The organism is Streptomyces sp. NPDC002911, from assembly GCF_053591835.1.
On sequence record NZ_JBSFUO010000002.1, the window covers coordinates 439,400 to 458,856 of the forward strand.

The window sequence follows — 19,457 nt, forward strand, 5'->3', positions numbered from 1 at the left end:
GGTTGACCCCCAGGCGACGTCTGGGGGGCATCTGCGGTGGCACATGTACGTCGTGAAGCCGTGCTGGCGGCATGCGCCCTGCTGCTAATCCCTATCGCTGTGCGCCATCCAGTCGGGCAGGACGATGCCGTCGACGCGACGCAGTTCACCGTTGCGTTCTTCGCCACCCTTCTCACCGGCGAAGCCGTTATCTTCGCGCTCACCTTCTCGGCAGCCAGCTCCTGGCCGTCCTTACGCGCCATCGACAGCCACATTGCGTTCCGAGAGTGGGTGTTCATCGGCTGGCTCGCCGCGATGTTTACCGCCTGCGGGCTGCTCGGCCAGAGTGGCATCAGCCTGACGTACGGCGCCCTGCTCTTCATCCTGGCCAACGTCTTTGGCATCTTCTCGTTCATACGCCTCTTCGGCCTCGCCAGTATCGGCGGCCGGAACCGGCTCCTGCGCGAAACCCTTACTTCGGCCTTGACCAGTCCGCAGCCACAGGCCACCCCGGGCGACCCGGACCCGGTGATCGCCGCATACCTGGGCGCGCTTGATCAAGCAATCAGCACGAATGACCCGACAGGAATACGCCACCTCGTCGCTCATCTTGTCGACGCCGAGGTGCCACCAGACCAGAGCGCCGCTTCAGTGACTTTGCGGCTGGAGGTCCTGCACCGCCTCGCGCGAGCGGCCCTCGTGCGGGGCGCCGACCCCGTCGTTGTCGTCGGCTGCGGAGAGTCGCTGATCGATTCCGTGGTGCGGCAGGGGCATGAACTGCCTGACCCGTCCGTCGTGCTGGGAGAACTCAGCAGATACCTGGCCTGGCTGGGCAGCACCGCTCGGCTCATGTCCGTACGGGGAATCGCTTCCAGCCGCGCCGCGCGAGAACTGGTCGCCATGTCGGTGGAGCGCCGACTCCGCATCCTCTTGGCCGTCGATCCCGATCCCAAACAGTTCTCCAGCGCTGACGAAGCCGCCTCGGCCATCGCCGACCCAGTCGGCGTTCTCGTCTGGGCCAGGGACTTCACCGAGTTCCAGGGCGCTCATCAGGCCAATGCCCTGTACAGCGTCTTCCAGATTCTCACCGGCACAAAGTTCATGGGCAACTATTGGGACGGGGACTCGATCATCGGTGCATTACGCACTTGCCTGTTCAGCGACGACGACTCGCGGACCGAGGAACCGGAGGCAGACGCGGCCCGGCGTCTCTTCGGTGGCGTCGCTGAGTTCGACCGCTTCTGGGCGCTCGTCTCGGTCAGCGCCATCGCCACCCTGCGCGACCAGAGGGTGCCCCACCCGCCCGAGCTGATCCGTCCCGAGTTCACTCCAGACCCCCAGCTACTGGGCGCCTACCTGCGCTCCTTTGGGACACACCGCTGGTTCTCCACGGCTCGGGAAGCCCACGAGGCGCTGCTCTCCCTCATGAGCCATGCGGAAGGCGGGAGTTCACCTTGGAACCTGGCCCGCCAGCGGACTGCCGCGCAAGGGCTACGGACAGCCGCGCCCCGCACAGAGCCCCAGGAGCGGCCCGCCGCCATGGTGCTGTCCATCGCGTGTCGCTTGGCGCCCCTTGAGCCCGGAGGTTCCGACAGGGAGTTGAGAGCGTTTCTTGCTCGTCTCCCGGCCCCCGCGCTGGCAGCCGCCGACGAGTTGGCGGCCCGTGTGCTGCCCGGCACCGTCCGGCAGGCTGAGCCCGGCGACGCCGTGGTGCACGGTCTCCAAGTCATGCATCTGGTTGGCGCACACACGCGGGTGGGACATGGACAGTGAACTGTGGATACGACGTACGGCTCAACTGCTACAGCCTTCAACACGAGCAGCCGTCCTGATCCAATGCGGTGTCGGCTGGTTACGGCCAGACACACTAGCTCTGCGCAACGCGGTCGAGGAGGCTTTGCTGACTGCGCAGGTCAGGCGCGGCAGCAGCCTGAGAATCGACAGGATCGTCCTGCACAATCTGCCGATGTCGGTGAGCCAGGATGACGGCTTCCACTCACTGAGGGCATCCTTCGACGAGTGGCACTACAGGATGGCCGCAGCTTATTCAATGCTGTCGGCGCCGACGTCCGCGGTACACCGGCTCATCATCCGCGGTGACCACCCCGAGCCACCCCCGCCGGATATGGTCGCAGTATTGGAGAACGGTCAGTGGTCCGAGGCAGAGCAAGCGGAGGCAGCTTTGCGCATCATCGCTACCGGAGGCGCGACCACGCCGCTTACGGGTTACGACGTTGATCTGTCGGGGCCGTTCAGCGACAGTGATCCATCAGTGCACATGTGAGATGAGGGGAGGCCCCGTTGCCGTACGCCAAGGAGTCGCCAGAGGATCACGCCTTTTTGACGAAGGCGATCGCTGTCTCTCGTCACGCGCTGGAGGACGAGGGGAAGACACCCTTCGGAGCCCTGGTCGTCATCGACGGAGCGATCGTGGGTACAGGCACGAGCTCAGTGGTGGAGCTGCACGACCCGACCGCTCACGCGGAGATGATGGCGCTGCGCGCCGCCGGCAGTGCACTGCGGAATCACCTCATGGAGGACGCGGTCATGTACTCCAGCAGCGAGCCATGCCCGATGTGTCTTGTGGCGTGCTACTGGGCGCGCATCCCGCGCCTCGTGTACGCCGCGACCAGCCACGATGTCGCCGTGAACGGATTCGAAGACCTGCAGTTCTATCGCGAGCTCGCGCTGCCCCACGCTGATCGGTCACAGCTGGAGGTGACCCCCGTTGAGGGCCGGCTCCGCGAGGACGCTGCGGCAGCCCTTGCAGAATGGGCCTCTAACCTGCCCTTCACCGTGGTGCCGAAACTCTGACTCCCACCCACCGCCAGCGCTGAGCCCTCAGAAAGTTCGGCGACCGCCTGGGGACTCGCCCACCAAGCCACCCGAAAGCGTCACCTCGGTGTCGCAGCAACAGCCGCCCCAACGACTATTCAGACCCGCAAGTCGGCAGCCAGCACCCTGAACGCCGACCATGCGTGAAGCGAGACCGTCAGCGCGGGCTTCTGCGTGTCCTTGGAGTCCCGGACCAGTACAGCCCCTGGACGTACGGCGATCTCAATGCAGTTGCCACCGCCGCCACCGCTGTAGCTGCTCTTGTACCAAGCAAGTTCGGTGGTGCTCATAGCGCTCCTCGCATCCGCTCCAGCAGACTCGCGGTGGCTTGATGACTCAGAGCCTGCGAGCGCATCTTGCCATAGCGCTGAAGCATCGCGCTTGCGGCTTTTGAGTCGGTGATCAGCATGCTGCAGTCGTGGGCTTCGACGTATCCCACCCATCGGTTCTCTGCCGTCTCAGCCAGGGAGAGCGGGCCCTCGAAGCCCGAGTGATCCTCCTGAATCAGTGGCATGGCCTGAATCTCCACGTTCCGCAGGCGGCCTGCCGCGAGTAGGTGATCGATGAGTGTCCGCGTGGCTTCGTCGCCTCCCATTCGCCGTTCCAGCAGCGCCTCTTCGATGATGAAACTGAACGTTGCATTCGGCCGATCCACCAGGAGGCGCTGTCGCCGTAGCCTGGCAGTGACCTGATTCTCGAACTGTTCCTCATCGAGGGGCGGCAGACGTCGGTCGAAGAGCGCGCGGATATACGACTCAGGCTGCAGCAGGCCCGGAATGACGCTGGCCTCGTACGAGAAGAGCGAGATCGCCCCCTCCTCGACGGCCGCCCACTGCAAGAACCACGACGCGAGCCCGACCTTCCGCGTCAGGCTCTTCGCAGCCGCCGCGAGCACCCGAGCCGCAGCAACTCCCAGCACCTCCTCCGAGCGCTCCAGCAGGTCCCTCGGCGGGAACCGCTTGCCTTGCTCGATCTTGGCGATGTACGCCGCCGAGTACTGGACCAGAGGTGCGAACTGCTCCTGCGTCAGGCGCGCTTCGTCCCGCAGCGCCTTGAGCACCGCCCCGAACGTCTTGAGACTGTCGGACACCTCCGGCTCGCCGCAGTTTCCGTTGCCCCCGCCCCTGCCACCGCCGTGGTCCGTAGCCATTCACGGCCGCCTCTCCCTGTGCAGGGCCCGTTCGCGGAGCCCACCCGTGCCCTACCGTGCGCCGTCCGCGCTGCGCCACCGCCCGACCCGGTCAATGGTTACGTACCGTGACCCTCCCAGTCCAGCGCGTGAACAGATACAGGCCGATCTGTATCGGTGCCGTGCCTGCCACAGGGCCATGTGCCCCCGCCAGGCTGAGCCCCATGCCAGCCCCTCACGACGAACCCCCGCTCCCCGCACGCGTGTTCACCCAACGCTTCTCCGCCACCCGGCGCGGAGCGCGCCTCGCGCGTCTGCTTGCCGCGCTTCAGCTCGCCGATGGTTCTCATCGGGGGCAGCACCCCGAGCGCCCGACTCGGCCGGTCTAGGGTGCGTTTTCAAAGTGCCTGGTTTCGACGTTGGTCGGGGGATCAGCGCGAGGGCTCCGCGTCGGTAAAGATGGCCGCATGACGTGTAGTGAGGCCCTCTGGGGCCTTTGGGACCCAACACCGTTGTCTGATATAGGTGCCCTGTTCTCGGCGGTTCGAATTCCTTGGTGGATTGCTGGCGGCTACGCGATCGAGCTCGCCGTCGGACACGCGTTCCTCGAGCACAGTGACGTCGATGTGCTGGCGGCTTGAGCCGATGCGCGGCACCCGGACGGTGATCACGTTGGAGGTCAGTCCGGTCACCTGGCCGAGTTTCGCACGGTGCTCGCCTGCACCGTTGCCTCGGTGAGGCAGCATGGCAGCCGCTGGCCCAACGACCCTTCAGACGCGGGAGTCGGCAGCCAGCACCATGAACGCAGACCATGCGTGAAGCGAGACCGCCAGCGCGTGCCTCTGCGTGTCCTTCGAGTCCCGGACCAACACGGCCTCGGAACGTACGGCGATCTCGACGCAGTTGTCGCCAGAGCTGCCGCTGTAACTGCTCTTGAACCAGGCCGGTTCCGTGGTGTTCATAGCGCTCCTCGCATCTGCTCCAGCAGGCTTACCGTGGCTTCGCGGCCGAGGGCCTGCGAACGCAGCTTGCCATAGCGCTGGAGCATGGCGCTCACGTCTTTCGGTGACGTGATGAGAATGCTCGACTGTTGGCCCTCGGAGTAGCCGACCCACTCGTGCTGCTGGGTCTCGGCGAGGTACATCAGACCATCGATACCCGCGTGGTCGTACTGGCGCAGGGACATCACCTGGATCTCGACGTTCCGCCGCGCACCCTGGTCCAGCAGGTGATCCAGCAGGTGGCGGGTGACCTCGGGCCCGCCCATGTGGCGTTCCAGCAGCGCCTGCTCGATGATGAAGCTGAAAGCTGTGTTCGGCCTTTCGGTCAGGAGCTGATGGCGCTCCAGCCGGGCGGTTACCTGTTGCTCGATCTGCTCGCCGGACAAGGGTGGCAGCCGGCGCTCAAAGATGGCACGGATGTACGCCTCAGGCTGCAACAGCCCTGGGATCGCTCGGCACTCGTACGCGTACAGCGAGATCGCTTCCTCCTCGATGCCCGCCCACTGCAAGAACCAAGACGCCAGTCCAACCTTCCGCGTCAGGCTGCCTGCCGCCGCCACCAGCACCCGCGCCGCCGTCGCCCCCAGCACCTCCTCCGAGCGCTCCAGCAGGTCCCTCGGCGGGAACCGCTTGCCTTGCTCGATCTTGGCGATGTACGCCGCCGAGTACTGCACCAGAGGTGCGAACTGCTCCTGCGTAAGGCGCGCTTCGTCCCGCAGCGCCTTGAGCACCGCCCCGAACGTCTTGAGACTGTCGGACACCTCCGGCTCGCCGCAGTTTCCGTTGCCCCCGCCCCTGCCACCGCCGTGGTCCGTAGCCATGCACGGCCGCCTCTCCCTGTGCAGGGCCCGTTCGCGGAGCCCACCCGTGCCCTACCGTGCGTCGTCCGCGCTGCGCCACCGCCCGACCCGGTCAATGGTTACGTACCGTGACCCTCCCAGTCCAGCGCGTGAACAGATACAAGCCGATCTGTATCGGTGCCGTGCCTGCCACAGGGCCATGTGCCCCCGCCAGGCTGAGCCCCATGCCAGCCCCTCACGACGAACCCCCGCTCCCCGCACGCGTGTTCGCCCAGCGCTTCTCCGCCACCCGGCGCGGAGCGCGCCTCGCGCGCTTACTCGCCGCGCTTCAGCTCGCCGAGTGGGGACACCCTCGCGGGACGGGTGACCACGACGCGGTCACGCTCGTCGTCGCCGAGCTCGCCGCGAATGCCGCGCTGCACGGCCGCGTGGCCGGCCGGGACTTCGCCCTGCTCCTCGCGTACGACGCGCACCGGGGCGTCATCCGTATCGAGGTGTCCGACACCCACCCCGCGCAGCCGGCCCACGTCGTGCCTGACCTCGACGAGGACCACGGTCGTGGCCTGGTCCTCGTCGACGCCCTCACCGCCCGCTGGGGCGTACGCGACCGCGTCGGCCCGGGAAAGACGGTCTGGGCGGAGTACGTACTGCCCACGAGGCCCGGCACGCCCGCGTACGGACAAGCCGCCGTGACGAGCGGGCCTCGCCGTCACCCCGCACACCTGTGAGCCGAGATCCCGGCTCACGGCACCAGTACCCGGCGCGGGGAACAGCCCCGCGCCGGCAACCACCAGAAGGAGAACCGATGTTCCGGACTACCGATGCCCCGTCCGAGCCCTGGGGCATGAGCCGCATGACGCCTCTGCGTAACGCCGAACCGTCGCCCTGGCGGTACGAGGGCATCGACCACGAGTCCCGGACCGGGCGCTGGGTGGGCGGGGACGGCGTCATGACGCCTGTCGAGCTGGGCAAGCACGGCACGTCCGTGAACACCTACCCGCCCACGCAGTTCTGCAAGGACGGCAAGTTCGACTCCGACAGCGGCAGCGACGCGACCCAGGACTGAGAGCGGGACCGGATAGAACAGAGAGATCGGAGGACAGAGTGATGCGAGGGCACACGGTGCTGGTCGCGACCGAGTACGAGGACGCCACGGCGGATCTGGTGATCGCCGAGTTGAACCGGCGCCGTGTGCCCGTCCTGCGGTTCGATCCCGGCCGGGACCTCACGGCGGCGGTCGGACTCGCCGCGCGCCTCGGCCGGGACGGCTGGGAAGGCACCCTGACGGTGCGTGACAGGACGGCGGATCTGGCGGAGGTGCGGTCGCTGTACCATCGCCGGCCCAGCCCGTTCGCCCCGGCGGGGGGCGTTGACCAAGCGGCGCGGTTCGCGGCGGGTGAGAACCGGCGTGGCCTCGGCGGCGTACTGGCCGCGCTGCCCCGGTGCCGGTATCTGAGCCACCCGTCGGCCATTGCCCGTGCCGAGTACAAGCCGGAGCAACTCGCGGCCGCGCTCGACGTCGGGATGCTCGTCCCCCGTACGGTCATCACCAATGACCGGCTGGAGGCGCAGGCGTTCACCGCCGCCCGGCCCACGATCTACAAGCCGCTGCACGCGGGTGCGTACGACGTGGACGGTGAGCCGGCCGGAATCTGGGCCGGCACCGTACGACCCCACCAGCTCGACGACACCGTCGGCCGCTGCGCGCACCTCTTCCAGGCGCAGGTCGACAAGGTGGCGGACATCCGGGCCGTCGTCGTCGGCCGGGAGGTGTTCTGCGTACGCATCACCGCTCCGCCGGGTGTCGTCGACTGGCGGGCGGAGTACAGGAACCTGTCCTACGCGTCCGTCGACTGCCCGCAGGACATGCGGCACGCCCTCCTCCGATACCTCGACACCTTCGATCTGGCTTACGGCGCCTTCGACTTCGCCGTGTCCCGGGACGGCACATGGTGGTTCTTGGAGTGCAATCCGAACGGGCAGTGGGCCTGGCTCGAGGCCGCCACCGCCCTGCCCCTCACCCATGCCATCGCTGACCTGCTCGAACAAGGAGAAGAACGACGGTGAACGAGTACACCTCCTCCGTGCACCACCGGGCCGCCCTGGCCCGCAGGCTCACCGGGGCCGGGACCTTGCGCAGCGCCCCGTGGGAGGCAGCCGTCCGGGCCGTGCCGCGTGAGGCGTTCCTCGGTGGCGGCTGGTTCGAATGCGAGGACGGCGGCTGGTACCGGCCCGCGTTTCTCGACGGCGCGGGCGGCCTGGACCGCGTCTACGAGGACGACACGCTGGTCACCCAGGTCGCGGGAGCCGTCGTGCCGCGCGAGGTCGAGGGCAGGATCGCCCAGCGCCCCACGTCTTCCTCGACGCTGCCGAGCCTGGTCGTGCGGATGCTGGAGGCGCTGGAGGCGGCCGAGGGTGCGAGGGTCCTGGAGGTCGGCACGGGAACCGGGTACTCCACCGCCTTGCTGAGCCAGGCGCTCGGAGGCGAGCGGGTCACCTCGGTCGAGGTGGACGCCGATGTCTCCTCCCGCGCCGCCGTGGCCCTCGCGGGCCTGGGCCTGCGGCCGGAGCTGATCGTCGGAGACGGGCTCAACGGTCACCCTGCCGGAGGCGACCCGTACGACCGGATCATCGCGACCTGTGGTGTGCACACCGTGCCCGGCGCGTGGATCGCCGGGAGCCGGCCGGGCGGGGTGATCCTCGCGACCGTCGCGGGGTGGATGCGCGCCTCGGAGCTGGTGCGGCTCACCGTCGCCGAGGACGGGACGGCGAGCGGACCGGTCCTGGGCGGGCAGGTCTCGTTCATGCTCGCCCGCCCCCACCAGGCACCGCCGCTGGGCATGCTGCCCGACCTGGACGACGCCGAGCCGGAGCCGACGGACATCGGAGGGGACGTGCTGGACGCGTGGACACCCCGGTTCGTCGCCCAGTTCGCGGCGCCGCGCGCCCAGCGGTTCCGGCTGCCGCGCGACGGGCGTACCGAACAGGTGGTCGTGGACGTGGAAGCGGGCGCCTGGGCGGCGGTGTACGAGGAGCGCGGCCGGTGGCTGGTCCGCCAGGGCGGCCCTCGGCGGCTGTGGGACGCCATCACTCAGGAGTACGCCCGCTGGCACGAGGCGGGGCGGCCACCGGTGGAGCGGATGCGCCTGCGTGTCGGGCCACAGGGGCAACGCCTGATGTGGGCCTGACGCCACCAGGCGCCCTCGTGTCCCCGATACGAGGGCCAGCAGCCGGGGGCGGGCGCTTCGGGATGCCCGGGTGCCGGGCGGTTCGGGATGCCCGGGTGCCGGGCGATCGCCCTGATCGGCAGTCTCGCCCGGCGCAGGAGGGCCTTGGCCGCCGGAGCGGTGAGCAGGAGCAGCCCGGCGCTGGCAGTGCGGCCGTCTGAGGGAAGTGGAGCGGCGGCGGGCATCACAGGGATCCCGTGAGGGTGGCGGTGAGCGGGGTCCGGCCGAGGGCCGACTCGGGCAGACGGCGTGGCGGGCGGTGCGGGCCGGTCGGGCGACGCGCACGCCCTGGCCGGGCAGCGTTCGCGTCGGCCCGTCGCCGGACGAGCCCGCAGGGTCGTTCAGGGCCTGCGGCCGTGGAAGGTGCGGCGCAGGTCGCTCACCCAGGCGTCGGGGTTCTCCCAGGGGATGAAGTGGCCGCCGCGGTCGTGGGCGTTGACGTTGACGTGGTTGAACCAGTCGGCCTGCGGGCCGGTCGTGAACGCCCGGACGCGCTCGTCGGTGGTGTGGATGCCGGGCGGGTTCTCGTACGTGACGAAGGTGAGGCCGACCGGGGCCTGCACGACCGGGGTGCGGTCGTGGGCGGGGGTCCAGGGGTAGCGGTTGGCGTTGGCGTAGTAACGCATCGACGTGGCGATGGAGTTGTTCACCCAGTAGATCGTGGCGTGGGTGAGCAGGTCGTCCTTGGTGAAGACGGACTCGATGTCGCCGCCGTTGTCGCTCCAGGCGTTCCAGCGCTCCAGCAGCCAGGCGAGGAGTCCGGCGGGTGAGTCGCTCAGCCCGTGGGCCAGGGTGGCGCCGTCGAGCATGTGCACGGTGAGGTGGGACGCCGAGCGGTGGTCCAGCTCGATGATGCGGGCGCGGACGTCGGCGGGCTGGTCGTCGGTGAGGGGCCGGTTCCGGGCGAAGTCCCAGGCGCGGGGGCCGGTGAAGAAGTCGAGCGGCAGCCCTGAGCCGATGTGGATGCCGTAGAGCTCGTCGGCGTACTTGTGGCCGAGCTGGCTGGAGACGATCCCGCCGATGTCGCATCCCCCGGCGGCGTATTTCTCGTAGCCCAGGGTCTCGGTCATCAGGGTGTGCCAGAGGTCGGAGACCTTCCAGAAGTTGACGTCCGGAAAGCCGGTGAGCGGGCCGGGGAAACCGAAGCCCGGCAGGGACGGCACGATGACGTCGAACGCGTCGGCGGGGTCACCGCCGAACGCGGCCGGGTCGGCGAGCGGGTCGATCACCTTCGACCAGTGCCAGAACGTCCACGGCCAGCCGTGGGTGAGGATCAACGGGATCGGGCGAGGGCCGCGGCCGGGCTTGCGCATGAAGTGCACCGGGACACCGGCGACGCTCACCTGGTAGTGCTCGTAGGCGTTGATGGCGGCCTCGGCGTCGCGCCAGTCGTAGCCGTCCCGCCAGTAGGCGACCAGCTCACGCAGATAGCTGTCCGGGACGCCGTAGGACCAGTCCCCGTTCCCCTCGTCCAGCGGCGGACGGGTCGATGCGAGACGGGCACGCAGGTCATCGAGGACGTCGTCGGACACATGGATCGGGGTGGGCTCCAGGGGGAAGGCGTGCGGGGTGGTCATGGCGTGGGTTCCTTACTGGGTAGGGGTGAGGCTCCCCCGCTGCGCGGGCCGGGGGCGGTTGCGTAGGCGTCATCCGGCGGGGGCGCCCTGGGCAGCGCGCGGTCGTCCCCGGACGGGGTGGGCCGCGCGCTCACGCCGTGCGCGCAGTACACGGCCCTGACCGGACACCGGATCACCGGCACCCCGCCCACCGCCGCGGACCGGTCAACACCGGCGGCACGAAGGGCAAGCACGTGGAGAAGCTCCGCAGTCGGGCCAACTAGTGCTCCAGGAGCCCGAGTTCCGGGCGTACGTGGACGAGGGCGAGATGTTCCAGGACGCCGCCACCGAGGGCATCGGGCTGCAACCCGCTCATCATCCACGGTGGCGGCCTGCGAGGGGGCCCGTCGGCCGCGACCGCTTCGGGACCTACAGGCCACCCGTCCCGGCCGGCGCCTGCGGAGCCCCTGCGCCGGCGGAGAGGAAGCCCCACCGGGGGCACCGCCACGGTCCGGCCGGGCACCGCTGCGACCCTGTTCGTGACGTAGATCACAGCACAGGGAAAACCCATCGGCCCGGTCCGGCGTCCAGCAGGTGTGAGATCAGACAGGAAAGCGCTGCACCGGGTGGACGAGGAGCGCCTCGTCCGCCTGGTGGCCAAGGGCGACCGCGCCGCGTTCGAGGAGCTGTACCGGCGCACGTCGCCGTGGATGGCGGTACGGCTGCGCCGCCGCTGCTCCGACGAGCAGATCGTCGCCGAGGTGATGCAGGAGACGTATCTGGCGGTGTGGCGCGCGGCCGGCGCGTTCGCCGGCAGTGCGGTCGGCGGCACGGCCGTCGGATGGCTGTGGACGATCGCGGCGCGCCGCCTCGTGGACGCCTTCCGGCGCCGCGCCCACCACGCCGAGCCGCCGCCTGCCGCCGCCGCGCGGGCCATGGCGCCGGCGGCCGAGGAGGAGGCGCTCGCAGCGGGCGTCGGCGGTGACGTCGGCGATGCGCTGCGGCGCCTGGCACCGGAACTCAGAGAGGTACTGCAGGCCACGGTGCTCGACGGGCTGTCCGTCCGGGAGACCGCCACCCTGCTCGGGCTGCCCGAGGGCACGGTCAAGACCCGTGCCCGCCGGGCTCGGATCGCGATGCGGAAGGCACTGGCATGAGCGGAGAGAGCGGAGAGCACGCGTCGGTGCGGCTCATCGGCGGTTACGCGCGCAACGACGCGGACGTCACCGCCGACGAGGTGTGGGCGCTGGAGGCGCACCTGGAGGCCTGCGCGACATGCCGCACCCGGCTCTCGGACGCCGTGGAGACCGGGGCGCCCGACATCGCCTCGCTGGTCGGCACCGTCTGGTCCGGCCTGGAGCCGATCCTGGACACGGCGACCACGATGCCGACGCGGCGGCGGCGCCGGCCGGTGTGGCTGACGGCGTGGCTGACGCCGGTGATGGCCCCGTGGCTGGCCATGACCGTCGGCGTAATCCTGATCGCGCTGGCGCTGGACCTGGCGGGTCCCGGCTTCGGCGAGGTGTCGCTGGTGCTGCTGCTGGCCCCGGTGCTGCCGCTGTGCGGGGTCGCCGTGTCCTGGTCGCGGGGTCTCGATCCGGCGTACGAGCTGACGGCGGCGGCCCCGAGGGCGGGGCTGCACCTGGTGCTGCGGCGCACGGCGTCCGTGCTGGCCGTGGTCGTCCCCGTGCTGCTGGCCGCGGGCTGGCCGGCGGGGGTGTCGGCCGCGCAGTGGCTGCTGCCCTGCCTGGCCCTGACCTCGGCGGCCCTGGCGCTCGGCGGCGTCTTCGGGGTGACCCGCGCCGCGCTCGGTCTGATGGCCGTATGGGCGGCCGGTGTCATGGCGCCGTCCCTGATCACCCGCAGCGAGTCCGCCTTCCTGGAAACGAACAGCCTGCCCGTGTGGGGCCTGCTGCTCGCGCTCGGCACCGGCGCCGTGATGGCCCGCCGGGGCGCGTACACCACTGTTCCCGGGGTTTCCCGGTGAGCACCCTGACCAACCGAGAGGAACAGCGCATGACACGCGCGGTGAGCGCGGCGGAAGTCGCGCCGAGGACCTACGCCCATGAGATCCGGGCCGCCGGGCTGAGGATCCGTGTCGGGCGGACCCGGATGGCCGTCGACGGGCTCGACCTGTCCCTCGGCACGGGCGTGCACGGCCTCCTCGGGCCGAACGGGGCGGGCAAGACCACCCTCATCCGGGCGCTGGCCACCGTGCTGCGGCCCGCCGAGGGCACCCTGGAGCTGTTCGGCGAGTCCGTGGCCTCCGCGGGCGAGCACCGCTCGGTGCGCCGCCGGATCGGCTACCTGCCGCAGGAGTTCGGCTACTACAAGCGCTTCACGGTGCGCGAGTTCGTCGAGTACATGGCCTGGCTGAAGGAGGTCCCCAAGGCGGACGTCCCGGCGGCCGTCCAGCGAGCCGTGGAGCGGGTCGGCCTCGCGGACCGGGCCGACGAGCGGATGAAGGCCTTGTCCGGCGGCATGGTGCGGCGCGTGGGCATCGCCCAGGCCATCGTCAACGACCCGGAGGTCCTGCTGCTGGACGAGCCGACGGTCGGACTGGACCCGGCGCAGCGGATGCGCTTCCGCGAGCTGTTGCAGGAGCTGGGCACGGACACCTGTGTGGTCGTCTCCACGCATCTGGTGGAGGACGTCGCGGCGGCCTGCACCGACGTGGTGCTCTTCGCCGAGGGCCGGCTGGTCTTCCAGGGCACGCCGGACAAGATGGCCGCGGCGGGCGGCGCCGGCCATCCGGGGGACAGTCCGCTGGAGCGCGGCTACTCGGCGCTGCTCGCCGAGCCCGCCGGCTCCGCGCAGGAGAGGGGTGCCTGGTGAACTTCCGCGTACTGCGTACCGAACTGAGGCGCTCCGTCGCCCCGTGGACCGGCATCGCCGTCCTGGCGACCGGCCTGCTCTTCCTCCTCCTGATTCTCGGCCCGGGGGAAAGCACCGCGGACTGGACGGCCCAGTGGACGCCCATGGCCCTGACCGTCCGCGGCCTGCTGTACTACCTGTGGCCCGTCGCGGTGGGGCTCGGGGCCCTTCAGGGTCTGCGCGATCCCCGCTCGCGGGTGACCGAGCTGATGGCGACCGTGCCCCGGCCCGCCTGGCAGCGCGTGGCGGTCCCGGCGGCGGCCTCTGCCGTCACGCTGGCATCCGCCTTCCTCGTCATCGTCGCCACGGGCGGAGTCCGGGTGCTGCTGGGCGACACCGTGTACACGCCTCTCGGCTGGCTGCCGATCGTGCTGGTGGCGGCGTTGGCCCTGGTCGCGGGGGCTCTGCTCGGCATGGGCGTGGCGCGCGCGCTGCCGTCCGTGCTCACCCCGCCGCTGATGGCGGTGGCCGCTCTCGTGATGACCGTCCTGCTCCAGCAGCACGCGGACGAGGCGCTGCCGACGGGTAACGCGCCCAACCTGCTGGCGCAGCTGGTGCCCGGGGTGGCGCTGCCCCGCGAGGAGCTGCTCACCCTCGCCTCCTCCGTGCACCTCGGCCAGACCCTGTGGCTGGTCGGCATGCTCGCCACCGGCTTCGCCCTGCTGACCGCCGTCTCGGCGCGCGCCCGGCTGCTCGCCCTGGCCCCCGTCCTGGCGGGCGCATCGCTCGCCCTGCTGATTCTTCCCGCCGAACCGCGCGACACGTACGTGATCGACGAGGCTGCCGTGGAACTGGTGTGCGACGGCCCGGTGTGTGTGACGGAGATGCACCGTGACCGGCTGGCGGCCCTCGCACCGCACGGCAAGGAGGCGCTGCGCGTATTGCGGGAGGCGCTGGGCGAGGATGCGCCGGACACGGTGCGGGAGGAGACGGCGCTGCGTGGGCCCATGGGGAAGCGGGAGCTTTCGGGCGAGGCCGTGCTCCTCGACTTCGACGACCCGGTGGTCGTACGGGCGGAGGGCGAGCAGCTGACCCGGGCCCTGGTCGGCCAGGGGCTGGCGCCGCACTGCACCGAGCGCAGCAGCCTGATGAACAGCATCGGACTGGATGAGATCGCTCAGAGCATCGCGGCGGGCTGGGCGCTCGGTGACTTCCGGCTGATCGACTGGGCCGGTCACTTCGACGGGCCGGAGCACCGGGAGGCCGGGGAGGCGGCGTGGAGCCGGCTGGGGGCACTGTCTTCGGCGGAGCAGCGCACATGGATCACCGACACGCGCACTGCCACCCTCGCCTGCGACCTGCGGGACACGCGCGGAGTGCTGACGGGTGAAGCGTTCTGATGAGGTGGCTGGTGCTGTACGCGCGCTCCCGGCAGGTACCCGCATCGGCAGCGGCGGTGCTGGCCGCCGTCCTGGCGGTGTGGTTCCTGGCCCGGGGGGAGGACACCGACCCACGGCTGCCGGTGCTCGCCCTCACCGCGGCCGTGACGGCGGCCTCGATCGGCCTGGGCGGGCAGGACTCCGCGCTGGATCGCACGGCGGCCATCCGCTGGGTGCCCCGCCGTGCGGTGCACGTGCTGCTCGTCATGGCGGTCGTGGCCTCGGCATTGCTGACGGCGCGGGCGCTGGGCGCGGACGTGGGCACCACCGCCTTCGTCGTCCGGGACAGCGCGGGCCTCACAGGGCTCGCCGCCGCCGGGGCGGTGCTGTGCGGCGCGCAACACGCGTGGACGCTGCCGGTCGGCTGGCTGACGCTCGCCCTTTTCCCGTCGACCCTGCCGGAGGGTGTGAACGAGATCCTGGTCTGGCCGCTGCTGCCGCCGGACACCGCGACTGCCTCGTGGGTCGCCCTGACCCTTGCCGTGGCCGGCACCGTGGCATACGCCGCTGTCGGACCCAGGCGCTAGCGTCCGGCCTGGAACGGATCTCGCCCACGCAAGGACGAGGCGGGAGAAATCGCCGCCTCGTCAGAGGCGGGCCGGCCGTTCGTCGTCCGCACTCTCCCCCGGACCGGGAGCAGTTCGGGCCACTGGTGCAAGGACATGAGACCGCCGTCACACGCACCCACCGCAGGTGTGCGGGCACCTCCGGCGGGTGCGGTGGCGAGCGACGAAACCGTAAGCGTTCAGTGATGAGGACGGGTGTCCGTGTCTCACCGCAGGAACCGACTGGAGCAGCACACGCCGCTGCCTGCCGGGGCGGAGCTGGTATCGCCCTCGGGCAGGTACGCCTTGCACTACGACCCCTCCGGGGTACCGGTCGTCACCGACCGGACGGCACGACAGGTCCGCCGGCGGGCCGGCGAGGACGAGCGGTCACCGGCCGCCGGCGAACTCAGGCTCAGCGGCTGGGTCCAGGTCGAGCTGCGTGGCGGCGGAACCTGGCGGTCGTCCGTGGGCGCCGGCGACGCGCGGACCCTGGTGGTGACCGATGCCGGAGAGCTGGAACTCCTCGACGTGGACGGGGTACGGGTGTACGACTCCGGACGGGGATCCGTCGCTCCCGTGCCGGCCTTCGAGGACGCCGCGCCGACCGTCGACATCACACCGGAGCGCTACCCCCGCTCCGCACGCCTGCCCTCCGTATCACCGTGCCCGCTCCACCACGAAGTTCACCCGTCGAGTGCGCACTGTGGCATTCGTGTGGCGCGCTGTAATCGGTTGCTCTAGAGTCTGGCGCCTCACAGCAATCGCTTCGCCGCAACTCGCGGCTATAAAGAGGAATTGGGGCCACCTTGACGGTTCCTGCTCAGTCGAATCCACCTCCCGGCCCACCGGCCCCCGGCGACCCACCACAGCAGACCGGCAGCCGGTACTCCCATACCGGGACCACCCGTCTTCTCTGCGCGGGGCCGTATCTCCAGGCGCGTTTCCGGCGGCGTGTCGTGGAGGAGCTGGTCGAGCACGACGGGAGGGCGGTGGCGCCCTCGGCCGGGGTCGATGTGGTCCCCGTGCTGGCGCACGCGTTATGGGCCCGCAGACTCGAGTTGCAGGCCGGTGGCTTGATCGCGCTCCTGTGGGCGCTGTTCTGGCTGGCCGATCTGTTCGGGCACGAGTTCGGCTGGATGACTTCCTGGAGCCTGGCCGACGCCTACGGCCAGAGCTACACGGAACGGCACTTCTTCCTCTTGACCGATCTGTTCGAAGAGGGGGACAGCGTCCGGCGCTATCCGGGCTCCGGTGTCTGGGCGTTCAACTACGCGATCATCAGCGGACTGCTGTGGCTGGCCCGGAACGTGTCGGGACGCGGCACCAGTGTGTACTCCCTGGACGGCCTGCTGCCCGCGCGCAGCGGCTGGGCCCGGATCGTGGCCTTCGCGCCCCGGATCCTGATGGCCCTGTACTGGGCGGCCGCGCTCGCCGCCCTGTGGAACGCTTCAGCGAACTGGATGGCCGTGGTCTTTCCGCTGCTGCTGGTGATCCCCGTGTGGAGGCATCGCAGTGCGGTGGAGGCGGTGATGTGCGACCGTCTCCGCGCCGAGGCGTTCGCGCAACAGCCCCGGGAGGAGCTGACCCATCCCGAGTGGCTGCGGGAGATCGGCCTGGCCATCGACAGGGAGCAGAACTCGGGGATCGTCCTGTACGAACCGGCCCGGCCCTTCGTCGGGTCCGGCCGTGCCCTGAAGCCCTGGTCCCTCGTGATGGACCTGCGCCGCAGGCCGGAAGCCGACTCGGAGCCGCTCACCGCCGCCGGGGTGCTGAACTGCGTACGTGAGCGGCTGAAGGATCTCGGCCGGCTTCCGGAGCCCCCGTCCGGGCTGGACCGCCTCAGGGATGTGGAGATCGACGAGCTGGTCTATCTGCCGTCAGGGCCCCCGAGGCTCGAGGTCGATCACGGCGAGGACGCGACGACGACGCACCGGCTCACATCGGTCGGCGAGGGCGGCGAGGCCCGGCGGCACTTCCTGCGGGTCCGGGTCAGCGCGTGGGAGCACCAGGTGGTGGTCTCCGTACTGATCCGGGTGCACACCCAGGGTGAGCTGCTGGTGCTGGAGGTCGTTCCGCACGTACTCGATTCACTCAAGCCGGAGTTCGGGCTCGTCGACGCCATCGTCGAGCGGGGCCGCGCGTACCCGGCGATCGCGGCGGGCCGAGCCCTGGTGACCGCTCCTGCCGCCGGGGTGGCGGCGGCCTTCTCCGCCGCGCGTTCGCTGGACAGCGCGATCCGCTGGGCCACGCGCCGCGCCGGGTACGTGGGCACGCCGGGAGTCTCCCCCGAGGGCGCCGCGGCGTCCGTGCGTGAACTGGCCTCCGTTCCCGGCGAGTCACCGCTCCAGCAGATGGATGTCAGCCGCTACCTGAGGACGATCCAGGAGCGCATCGGTACGGGGGCGCTCCAGGCCCTGAGCGAGAAGGGCCATGACACCGGGCAGCTGGAGCAGCAGATCGTCCAGGTGAGCAACGGCGGCGTCTTCATCGGGACGATGAGCGGCGGCGCGGTGGCGACGGGCCGAGGTGCCAGGGCGCGGGCCGACGGAGCGCTGCAGCAGGTACTGGGCCGCCGCGACGGCAGGTGACAGTCCGGCGGGGAGCGCCTGACGAACCGTGGGGACTGTGGCAACGGCGAACAAGAGAGCAGGGTGCGGGGACATGGGTGGAAGTAACGAAACACAGCGTGCGGACCGGGAGCCGGACGCCGGCGAGGAGCCGACGAGTACGGAACCGACGGGGGGCATCGTCATCGGCGAGTTCGACGGAGGGGCCGTCGCGGCCGGGCTGCGGGCGGAGGCCGAGGACGCCGGCAGGCGGATCGGCCGACCGCGCGGCGCGGACCTGCCGCCGCCGGTGGTGGCTCCCGTCCCGGGTGGCATCGCCATCGGGCGGATGACCGGCGGTGCGGCGGCGTCGGGCCCTGGTGCGCGTTCCACCGACCGGTCGGAGCGGTTCATCGAGGCGACTCCGCAACTGGTCGACGCGCTGCGGTTGTTGCGCGGCGAGTCGGGTGAGCTGCGTACGGAGGCTGCCGAGGCCGAGCGGGAGATCCAGGCCACCGGAGGGGTGGAAGGGGGCCGGCTGCGACGGCTTGCGGCGCTGGCGGGCCGGGCGGCCGGGTCCGTGGGCGGGCAGACCGCTGCCGGGGTGGCCGCCGAAGTGATCACGGGAATGCTGCCATGAGGGGATGGGACGTCAGGGGACAGCGGTGGCAGCCGTCCCAGGCTCCGGACACCGGCCAGCCGCAGGCCATGGAACGGGGCCTGCGGATCGCGGCCGTCGCACTGGCGGTGGCAGTGGTGGGCACGGTCGCCTTCGGGGGCGGGCGGCTGCTGTTCCGCGACGACGAGGCGCAAGGGGTCGAGGCGTCCGCGGAGGCCACCCCTGGAGCCACGGACCCCACCGGAACGGCCCCGGGCGCCGGCGCGACCGAGGAGGGTGACGCCGGGAGCGAGACCCCCACAGCCGAGGGGCCGCCGCCCGGCTTCGTGGCGGAGGAGGATGCCCAGGGCTTCGGCGTGCAGGTCAGGGAGGGCTGGCAGCGCCGGGAGGAGCCGCGCCCGGAGGGCGACGTCGTCTTCTACGAGACGGACGACGGCGCGGGGTTCCTGCAGATCTACCGGATCTCCGAGCTGGGCTACACGCCGTACGACGCTCTGGAGGAGACGGACCGGCTGGTGGGCAAGGCCGACGGTTACCAGCGACTGAGGCTGGAGGAGCTGGACCCCGCCGACGGATCGCAGGCCGCCGAACTGGAGTACCGGGTGCCACGCGACAACGGGACGGTCCGGCAGTCGCTGCTCCGGGCGTTCGTCGCCGAGGACGGGGTGCGATGGGTGGTCCTCGTCGCCGGGCCGGAGGACGAGTGGGACGCGACGTACGCGGAATCGGCCTCGGTGGCGGCCGCCTCGTTCTGCCCGCAGGGCTACTGCCCGGCCACGCCCTGAGCCGGTGAGCCGCCCAGCGGCCCCGGAACGGCGGTGTCGCTGCCGTGCCGGGGCCCGGGGTGCGCTTCCCGGCCACGGGCGGTGGCCCGACAACGCCGCTCATCACCTCTGGCCAGGCCCTCCCCGGCCCGGCGCCTCACCCTGGTCGACGATCCAGCCGCCCAGGAGCGACGCTCGGG

General features: G+C 70.8%; 22 protein-coding genes. 17 read left to right on the forward strand and 5 right to left on the reverse strand.

Translation table 11 applies throughout. The annotated features are described in order from the left end of the window. The first annotated feature begins 36 nt into the window (after positions 1-36). Genes ACWD04_RS04860 through ACWD04_RS04870 form a run of 3 tightly spaced genes read left to right on the forward strand, consistent with a single transcriptional unit; the run spans position 37 to position 2,793 of the window. Positions 37-1,752: a hypothetical protein gene (locus ACWD04_RS04860; RefSeq protein WP_451128145.1), complete on the forward strand. Its 1,716-nt coding sequence runs from the start codon at positions 37-39 to the stop codon at positions 1,750-1,752. Then, positions 1,742-2,263, forward strand: coding sequence for a hypothetical protein (locus ACWD04_RS04865; RefSeq protein ID WP_451128147.1), 522 nt, complete (start codon positions 1,742-1,744; stop codon positions 2,261-2,263). Before ACWD04_RS04860 ends, ACWD04_RS04865 begins: the two co-directional genes overlap by 11 nt. A 17-nt stretch (positions 2,264-2,280) precedes the next feature. Next, on the forward strand, positions 2,281-2,793 hold the full coding sequence (locus ACWD04_RS04870; protein WP_451128149.1) for a nucleoside deaminase: 513 nt from the start codon (positions 2,281-2,283) through the stop codon (positions 2,791-2,793). A 119-nt stretch (positions 2,794-2,912) separates the two neighbouring features. On the opposite strand, the gene ACWD04_RS04875 is transcribed toward ACWD04_RS04870, so the two are convergent. Together ACWD04_RS04875 and ACWD04_RS04880 are read right to left on the reverse strand one after the other, a co-directional pair. Further along, complete coding sequence (locus ACWD04_RS04875; RefSeq protein ID WP_451128151.1) at positions 2,913-3,104, reverse strand: DUF397 domain-containing protein; 192 nt, start codon at positions 3,102-3,104, stop codon at positions 2,913-2,915. After that, entirely contained in the window at positions 3,101-3,964 is an 864-nt protein-coding gene (locus ACWD04_RS04880) for a helix-turn-helix domain-containing protein (RefSeq protein ID WP_451128153.1), read from the reverse strand. The genes ACWD04_RS04875 and ACWD04_RS04880 overlap by 4 nt, the downstream gene beginning before the upstream one ends. A 446-nt stretch (positions 3,965-4,410) precedes the next feature. Here ACWD04_RS04880 and ACWD04_RS04885 point away from each other — a divergent pair, with 446 nt between their 5' ends. Then, on the forward strand, positions 4,411-4,584 hold the full coding sequence (locus ACWD04_RS04885; protein WP_451128155.1) for a nucleotidyltransferase domain-containing protein: 174 nt from the start codon (positions 4,411-4,413) through the stop codon (positions 4,582-4,584). A gap of 129 nt (positions 4,585-4,713) precedes the next feature. Here ACWD04_RS04885 and ACWD04_RS04890 read toward each other — a convergent pair whose 3' ends face one another. Together ACWD04_RS04890 and ACWD04_RS04895 are read right to left on the reverse strand one after the other, a co-directional pair. After that, positions 4,714-4,905, reverse strand: a complete 192-nt coding sequence (locus ACWD04_RS04890) for a DUF397 domain-containing protein (protein WP_451128157.1) — start codon at positions 4,903-4,905, stop codon at positions 4,714-4,716. After that, complete coding sequence (locus tag ACWD04_RS04895; RefSeq protein ID WP_451128159.1) at positions 4,902-5,765, reverse strand: helix-turn-helix domain-containing protein; 864 nt, start codon at positions 5,763-5,765, stop codon at positions 4,902-4,904. Before ACWD04_RS04895 ends, ACWD04_RS04890 begins: the two co-directional genes overlap by 4 nt. 203 nt (positions 5,766-5,968) lie before the next feature. Here ACWD04_RS04895 and ACWD04_RS04900 point away from each other — a divergent pair, with 203 nt between their 5' ends. From ACWD04_RS04900 to tgmC, 4 genes are all read left to right on the forward strand, one after another. Continuing rightward, a complete protein-coding gene (locus tag ACWD04_RS04900) occupies positions 5,969-6,472 on the forward strand; it encodes an ATP-binding protein (RefSeq protein ID WP_451128161.1) in 504 nt (167 codons plus the stop codon). Between the two features lie 77 nt (positions 6,473-6,549). Continuing rightward, complete coding sequence (gene tgmA, locus ACWD04_RS04905; protein WP_451128163.1) at positions 6,550-6,810, forward strand: putative ATP-grasp-modified RiPP; 261 nt, start codon at positions 6,550-6,552, stop codon at positions 6,808-6,810. Between the two features lie 41 nt (positions 6,811-6,851). Next, positions 6,852-7,811, forward strand: coding sequence for an ATP-grasp ribosomal peptide maturase (gene tgmB / locus ACWD04_RS04910; RefSeq protein WP_451128165.1), 960 nt, complete (start codon positions 6,852-6,854; stop codon positions 7,809-7,811). Next, positions 7,808-8,932 carry an ATP-grasp peptide maturase system methyltransferase gene (gene tgmC, locus ACWD04_RS04915; protein ID WP_451128167.1) on the forward strand — a complete coding sequence of 375 codons (1,125 nt, stop codon included), beginning with the start codon at positions 7,808-7,810 and terminating at the stop codon, positions 8,930-8,932. Before tgmB ends, tgmC begins: the two co-directional genes overlap by 4 nt. A gap of 380 nt (positions 8,933-9,312) precedes the next feature. Here tgmC and ACWD04_RS04920 read toward each other — a convergent pair whose 3' ends face one another. After that, positions 9,313-10,548, reverse strand: coding sequence for an epoxide hydrolase family protein (locus ACWD04_RS04920; RefSeq protein ID WP_451128169.1), 1,236 nt, complete (start codon positions 10,546-10,548; stop codon positions 9,313-9,315). A gap of 575 nt (positions 10,549-11,123) precedes the next feature. Here ACWD04_RS04920 and ACWD04_RS04925 point away from each other — a divergent pair. The 9 genes from ACWD04_RS04925 to ACWD04_RS04965 all read left to right on the forward strand — a co-directional run bounded on the left by ACWD04_RS04925 (position 11,124) and on the right by ACWD04_RS04965 (position 19,278). After that, the gene (locus tag ACWD04_RS04925; protein WP_451128171.1) at positions 11,124-11,684 is read left to right on the forward strand and encodes an RNA polymerase sigma factor; all 561 of its coding nucleotides are present in this window, start codon (positions 11,124-11,126) and stop codon (positions 11,682-11,684) included. Beyond that, positions 11,681-12,514: a zf-HC2 domain-containing protein gene (locus ACWD04_RS04930; protein ID WP_451128173.1), complete on the forward strand. Its 834-nt coding sequence runs from the start codon at positions 11,681-11,683 to the stop codon at positions 12,512-12,514. Before ACWD04_RS04925 ends, ACWD04_RS04930 begins: the two co-directional genes overlap by 4 nt. Before the next feature lie 29 nt (positions 12,515-12,543). Beyond that, entirely contained in the window at positions 12,544-13,362 is an 819-nt protein-coding gene (locus ACWD04_RS04935) for an ABC transporter ATP-binding protein (protein ID WP_451128175.1), read from the forward strand. Continuing rightward, the gene (locus tag ACWD04_RS04940; protein ID WP_451128177.1) at positions 13,359-14,741 is read left to right on the forward strand and encodes a hypothetical protein; all 1,383 of its coding nucleotides are present in this window, start codon (positions 13,359-13,361) and stop codon (positions 14,739-14,741) included. The genes ACWD04_RS04935 and ACWD04_RS04940 overlap by 4 nt, the downstream gene beginning before the upstream one ends. Continuing rightward, positions 14,741-15,307 carry a hypothetical protein gene (locus ACWD04_RS04945; RefSeq protein WP_451128179.1) on the forward strand — a complete coding sequence of 189 codons (567 nt, stop codon included), beginning with the start codon at positions 14,741-14,743 and terminating at the stop codon, positions 15,305-15,307. The genes ACWD04_RS04940 and ACWD04_RS04945 overlap by 1 nt, the downstream gene beginning before the upstream one ends. A gap of 240 nt (positions 15,308-15,547) precedes the next feature. Continuing rightward, entirely contained in the window at positions 15,548-16,069 is a 522-nt protein-coding gene (locus ACWD04_RS04950; RefSeq protein ID WP_451128181.1) for a hypothetical protein, read from the forward strand. A 215-nt stretch (positions 16,070-16,284) separates the two neighbouring features. Beyond that, entirely contained in the window at positions 16,285-17,916 is a 1,632-nt protein-coding gene (locus ACWD04_RS04955; RefSeq protein ID WP_451128183.1) for a hypothetical protein, read from the forward strand. Positions 17,917-17,989: 73 nt separating this feature from the next. After that, positions 17,990-18,514 carry a hypothetical protein gene (locus ACWD04_RS04960; protein WP_451128185.1) on the forward strand — a complete coding sequence of 175 codons (525 nt, stop codon included), beginning with the start codon at positions 17,990-17,992 and terminating at the stop codon, positions 18,512-18,514. Continuing rightward, on the forward strand, positions 18,511-19,278 hold the full coding sequence (locus ACWD04_RS04965) for a hypothetical protein (protein ID WP_451128187.1): 768 nt from the start codon (positions 18,511-18,513) through the stop codon (positions 19,276-19,278). The genes ACWD04_RS04960 and ACWD04_RS04965 overlap by 4 nt, the downstream gene beginning before the upstream one ends. Positions 19,279-19,457 lie beyond the last annotated feature (179 nt).

Coding starts and splice junctions, on each gene's coding strand:
- ACWD04_RS04900 (WP_451128161.1), top strand. CDS start 5,969: ATGCCAGCCCCTCACGACGAACCCCCGCTCCCCGCACGCGTGTTCGCC.
- tgmB (WP_451128165.1), top strand. CDS start 6,852: ATGCGAGGGCACACGGTGCTGGTCGCGACCGAGTACGAGGACGCCACG.
- ACWD04_RS04945 (WP_451128179.1), top strand. CDS start 14,741: ATGAGGTGGCTGGTGCTGTACGCGCGCTCCCGGCAGGTACCCGCATCG.
- ACWD04_RS04875 (WP_451128151.1), bottom strand. CDS start 3,104: ATGAGCACCACCGAACTTGCTTGGTACAAGAGCAGCTACAGCGGTGGC.
- ACWD04_RS04895 (WP_451128159.1), bottom strand. CDS start 5,765: ATGGCTACGGACCACGGCGGTGGCAGGGGCGGGGGCAACGGAAACTGC.
- ACWD04_RS04930 (WP_451128173.1), top strand. CDS start 11,681: ATGAGCGGAGAGAGCGGAGAGCACGCGTCGGTGCGGCTCATCGGCGGT.
- ACWD04_RS04865 (WP_451128147.1), top strand. CDS start 1,742: ATGGACAGTGAACTGTGGATACGACGTACGGCTCAACTGCTACAGCCT.
- ACWD04_RS04880 (WP_451128153.1), bottom strand. CDS start 3,964: ATGGCTACGGACCACGGCGGTGGCAGGGGCGGGGGCAACGGAAACTGC.
- ACWD04_RS04890 (WP_451128157.1), bottom strand. CDS start 4,905: ATGAACACCACGGAACCGGCCTGGTTCAAGAGCAGTTACAGCGGCAGC.
- ACWD04_RS04935 (WP_451128175.1), top strand. CDS start 12,544: ATGACACGCGCGGTGAGCGCGGCGGAAGTCGCGCCGAGGACCTACGCC.
- ACWD04_RS04885 (WP_451128155.1), top strand. CDS start 4,411: ATGACGTGTAGTGAGGCCCTCTGGGGCCTTTGGGACCCAACACCGTTG.
- ACWD04_RS04965 (WP_451128187.1), top strand. CDS start 18,511: ATGAGGGGATGGGACGTCAGGGGACAGCGGTGGCAGCCGTCCCAGGCT.
- tgmA (WP_451128163.1), top strand. CDS start 6,550: ATGTTCCGGACTACCGATGCCCCGTCCGAGCCCTGGGGCATGAGCCGC.
- ACWD04_RS04960 (WP_451128185.1), top strand. CDS start 17,990: ATGGGTGGAAGTAACGAAACACAGCGTGCGGACCGGGAGCCGGACGCC.
- ACWD04_RS04920 (WP_451128169.1), bottom strand. CDS start 10,548: ATGACCACCCCGCACGCCTTCCCCCTGGAGCCCACCCCGATCCATGTG.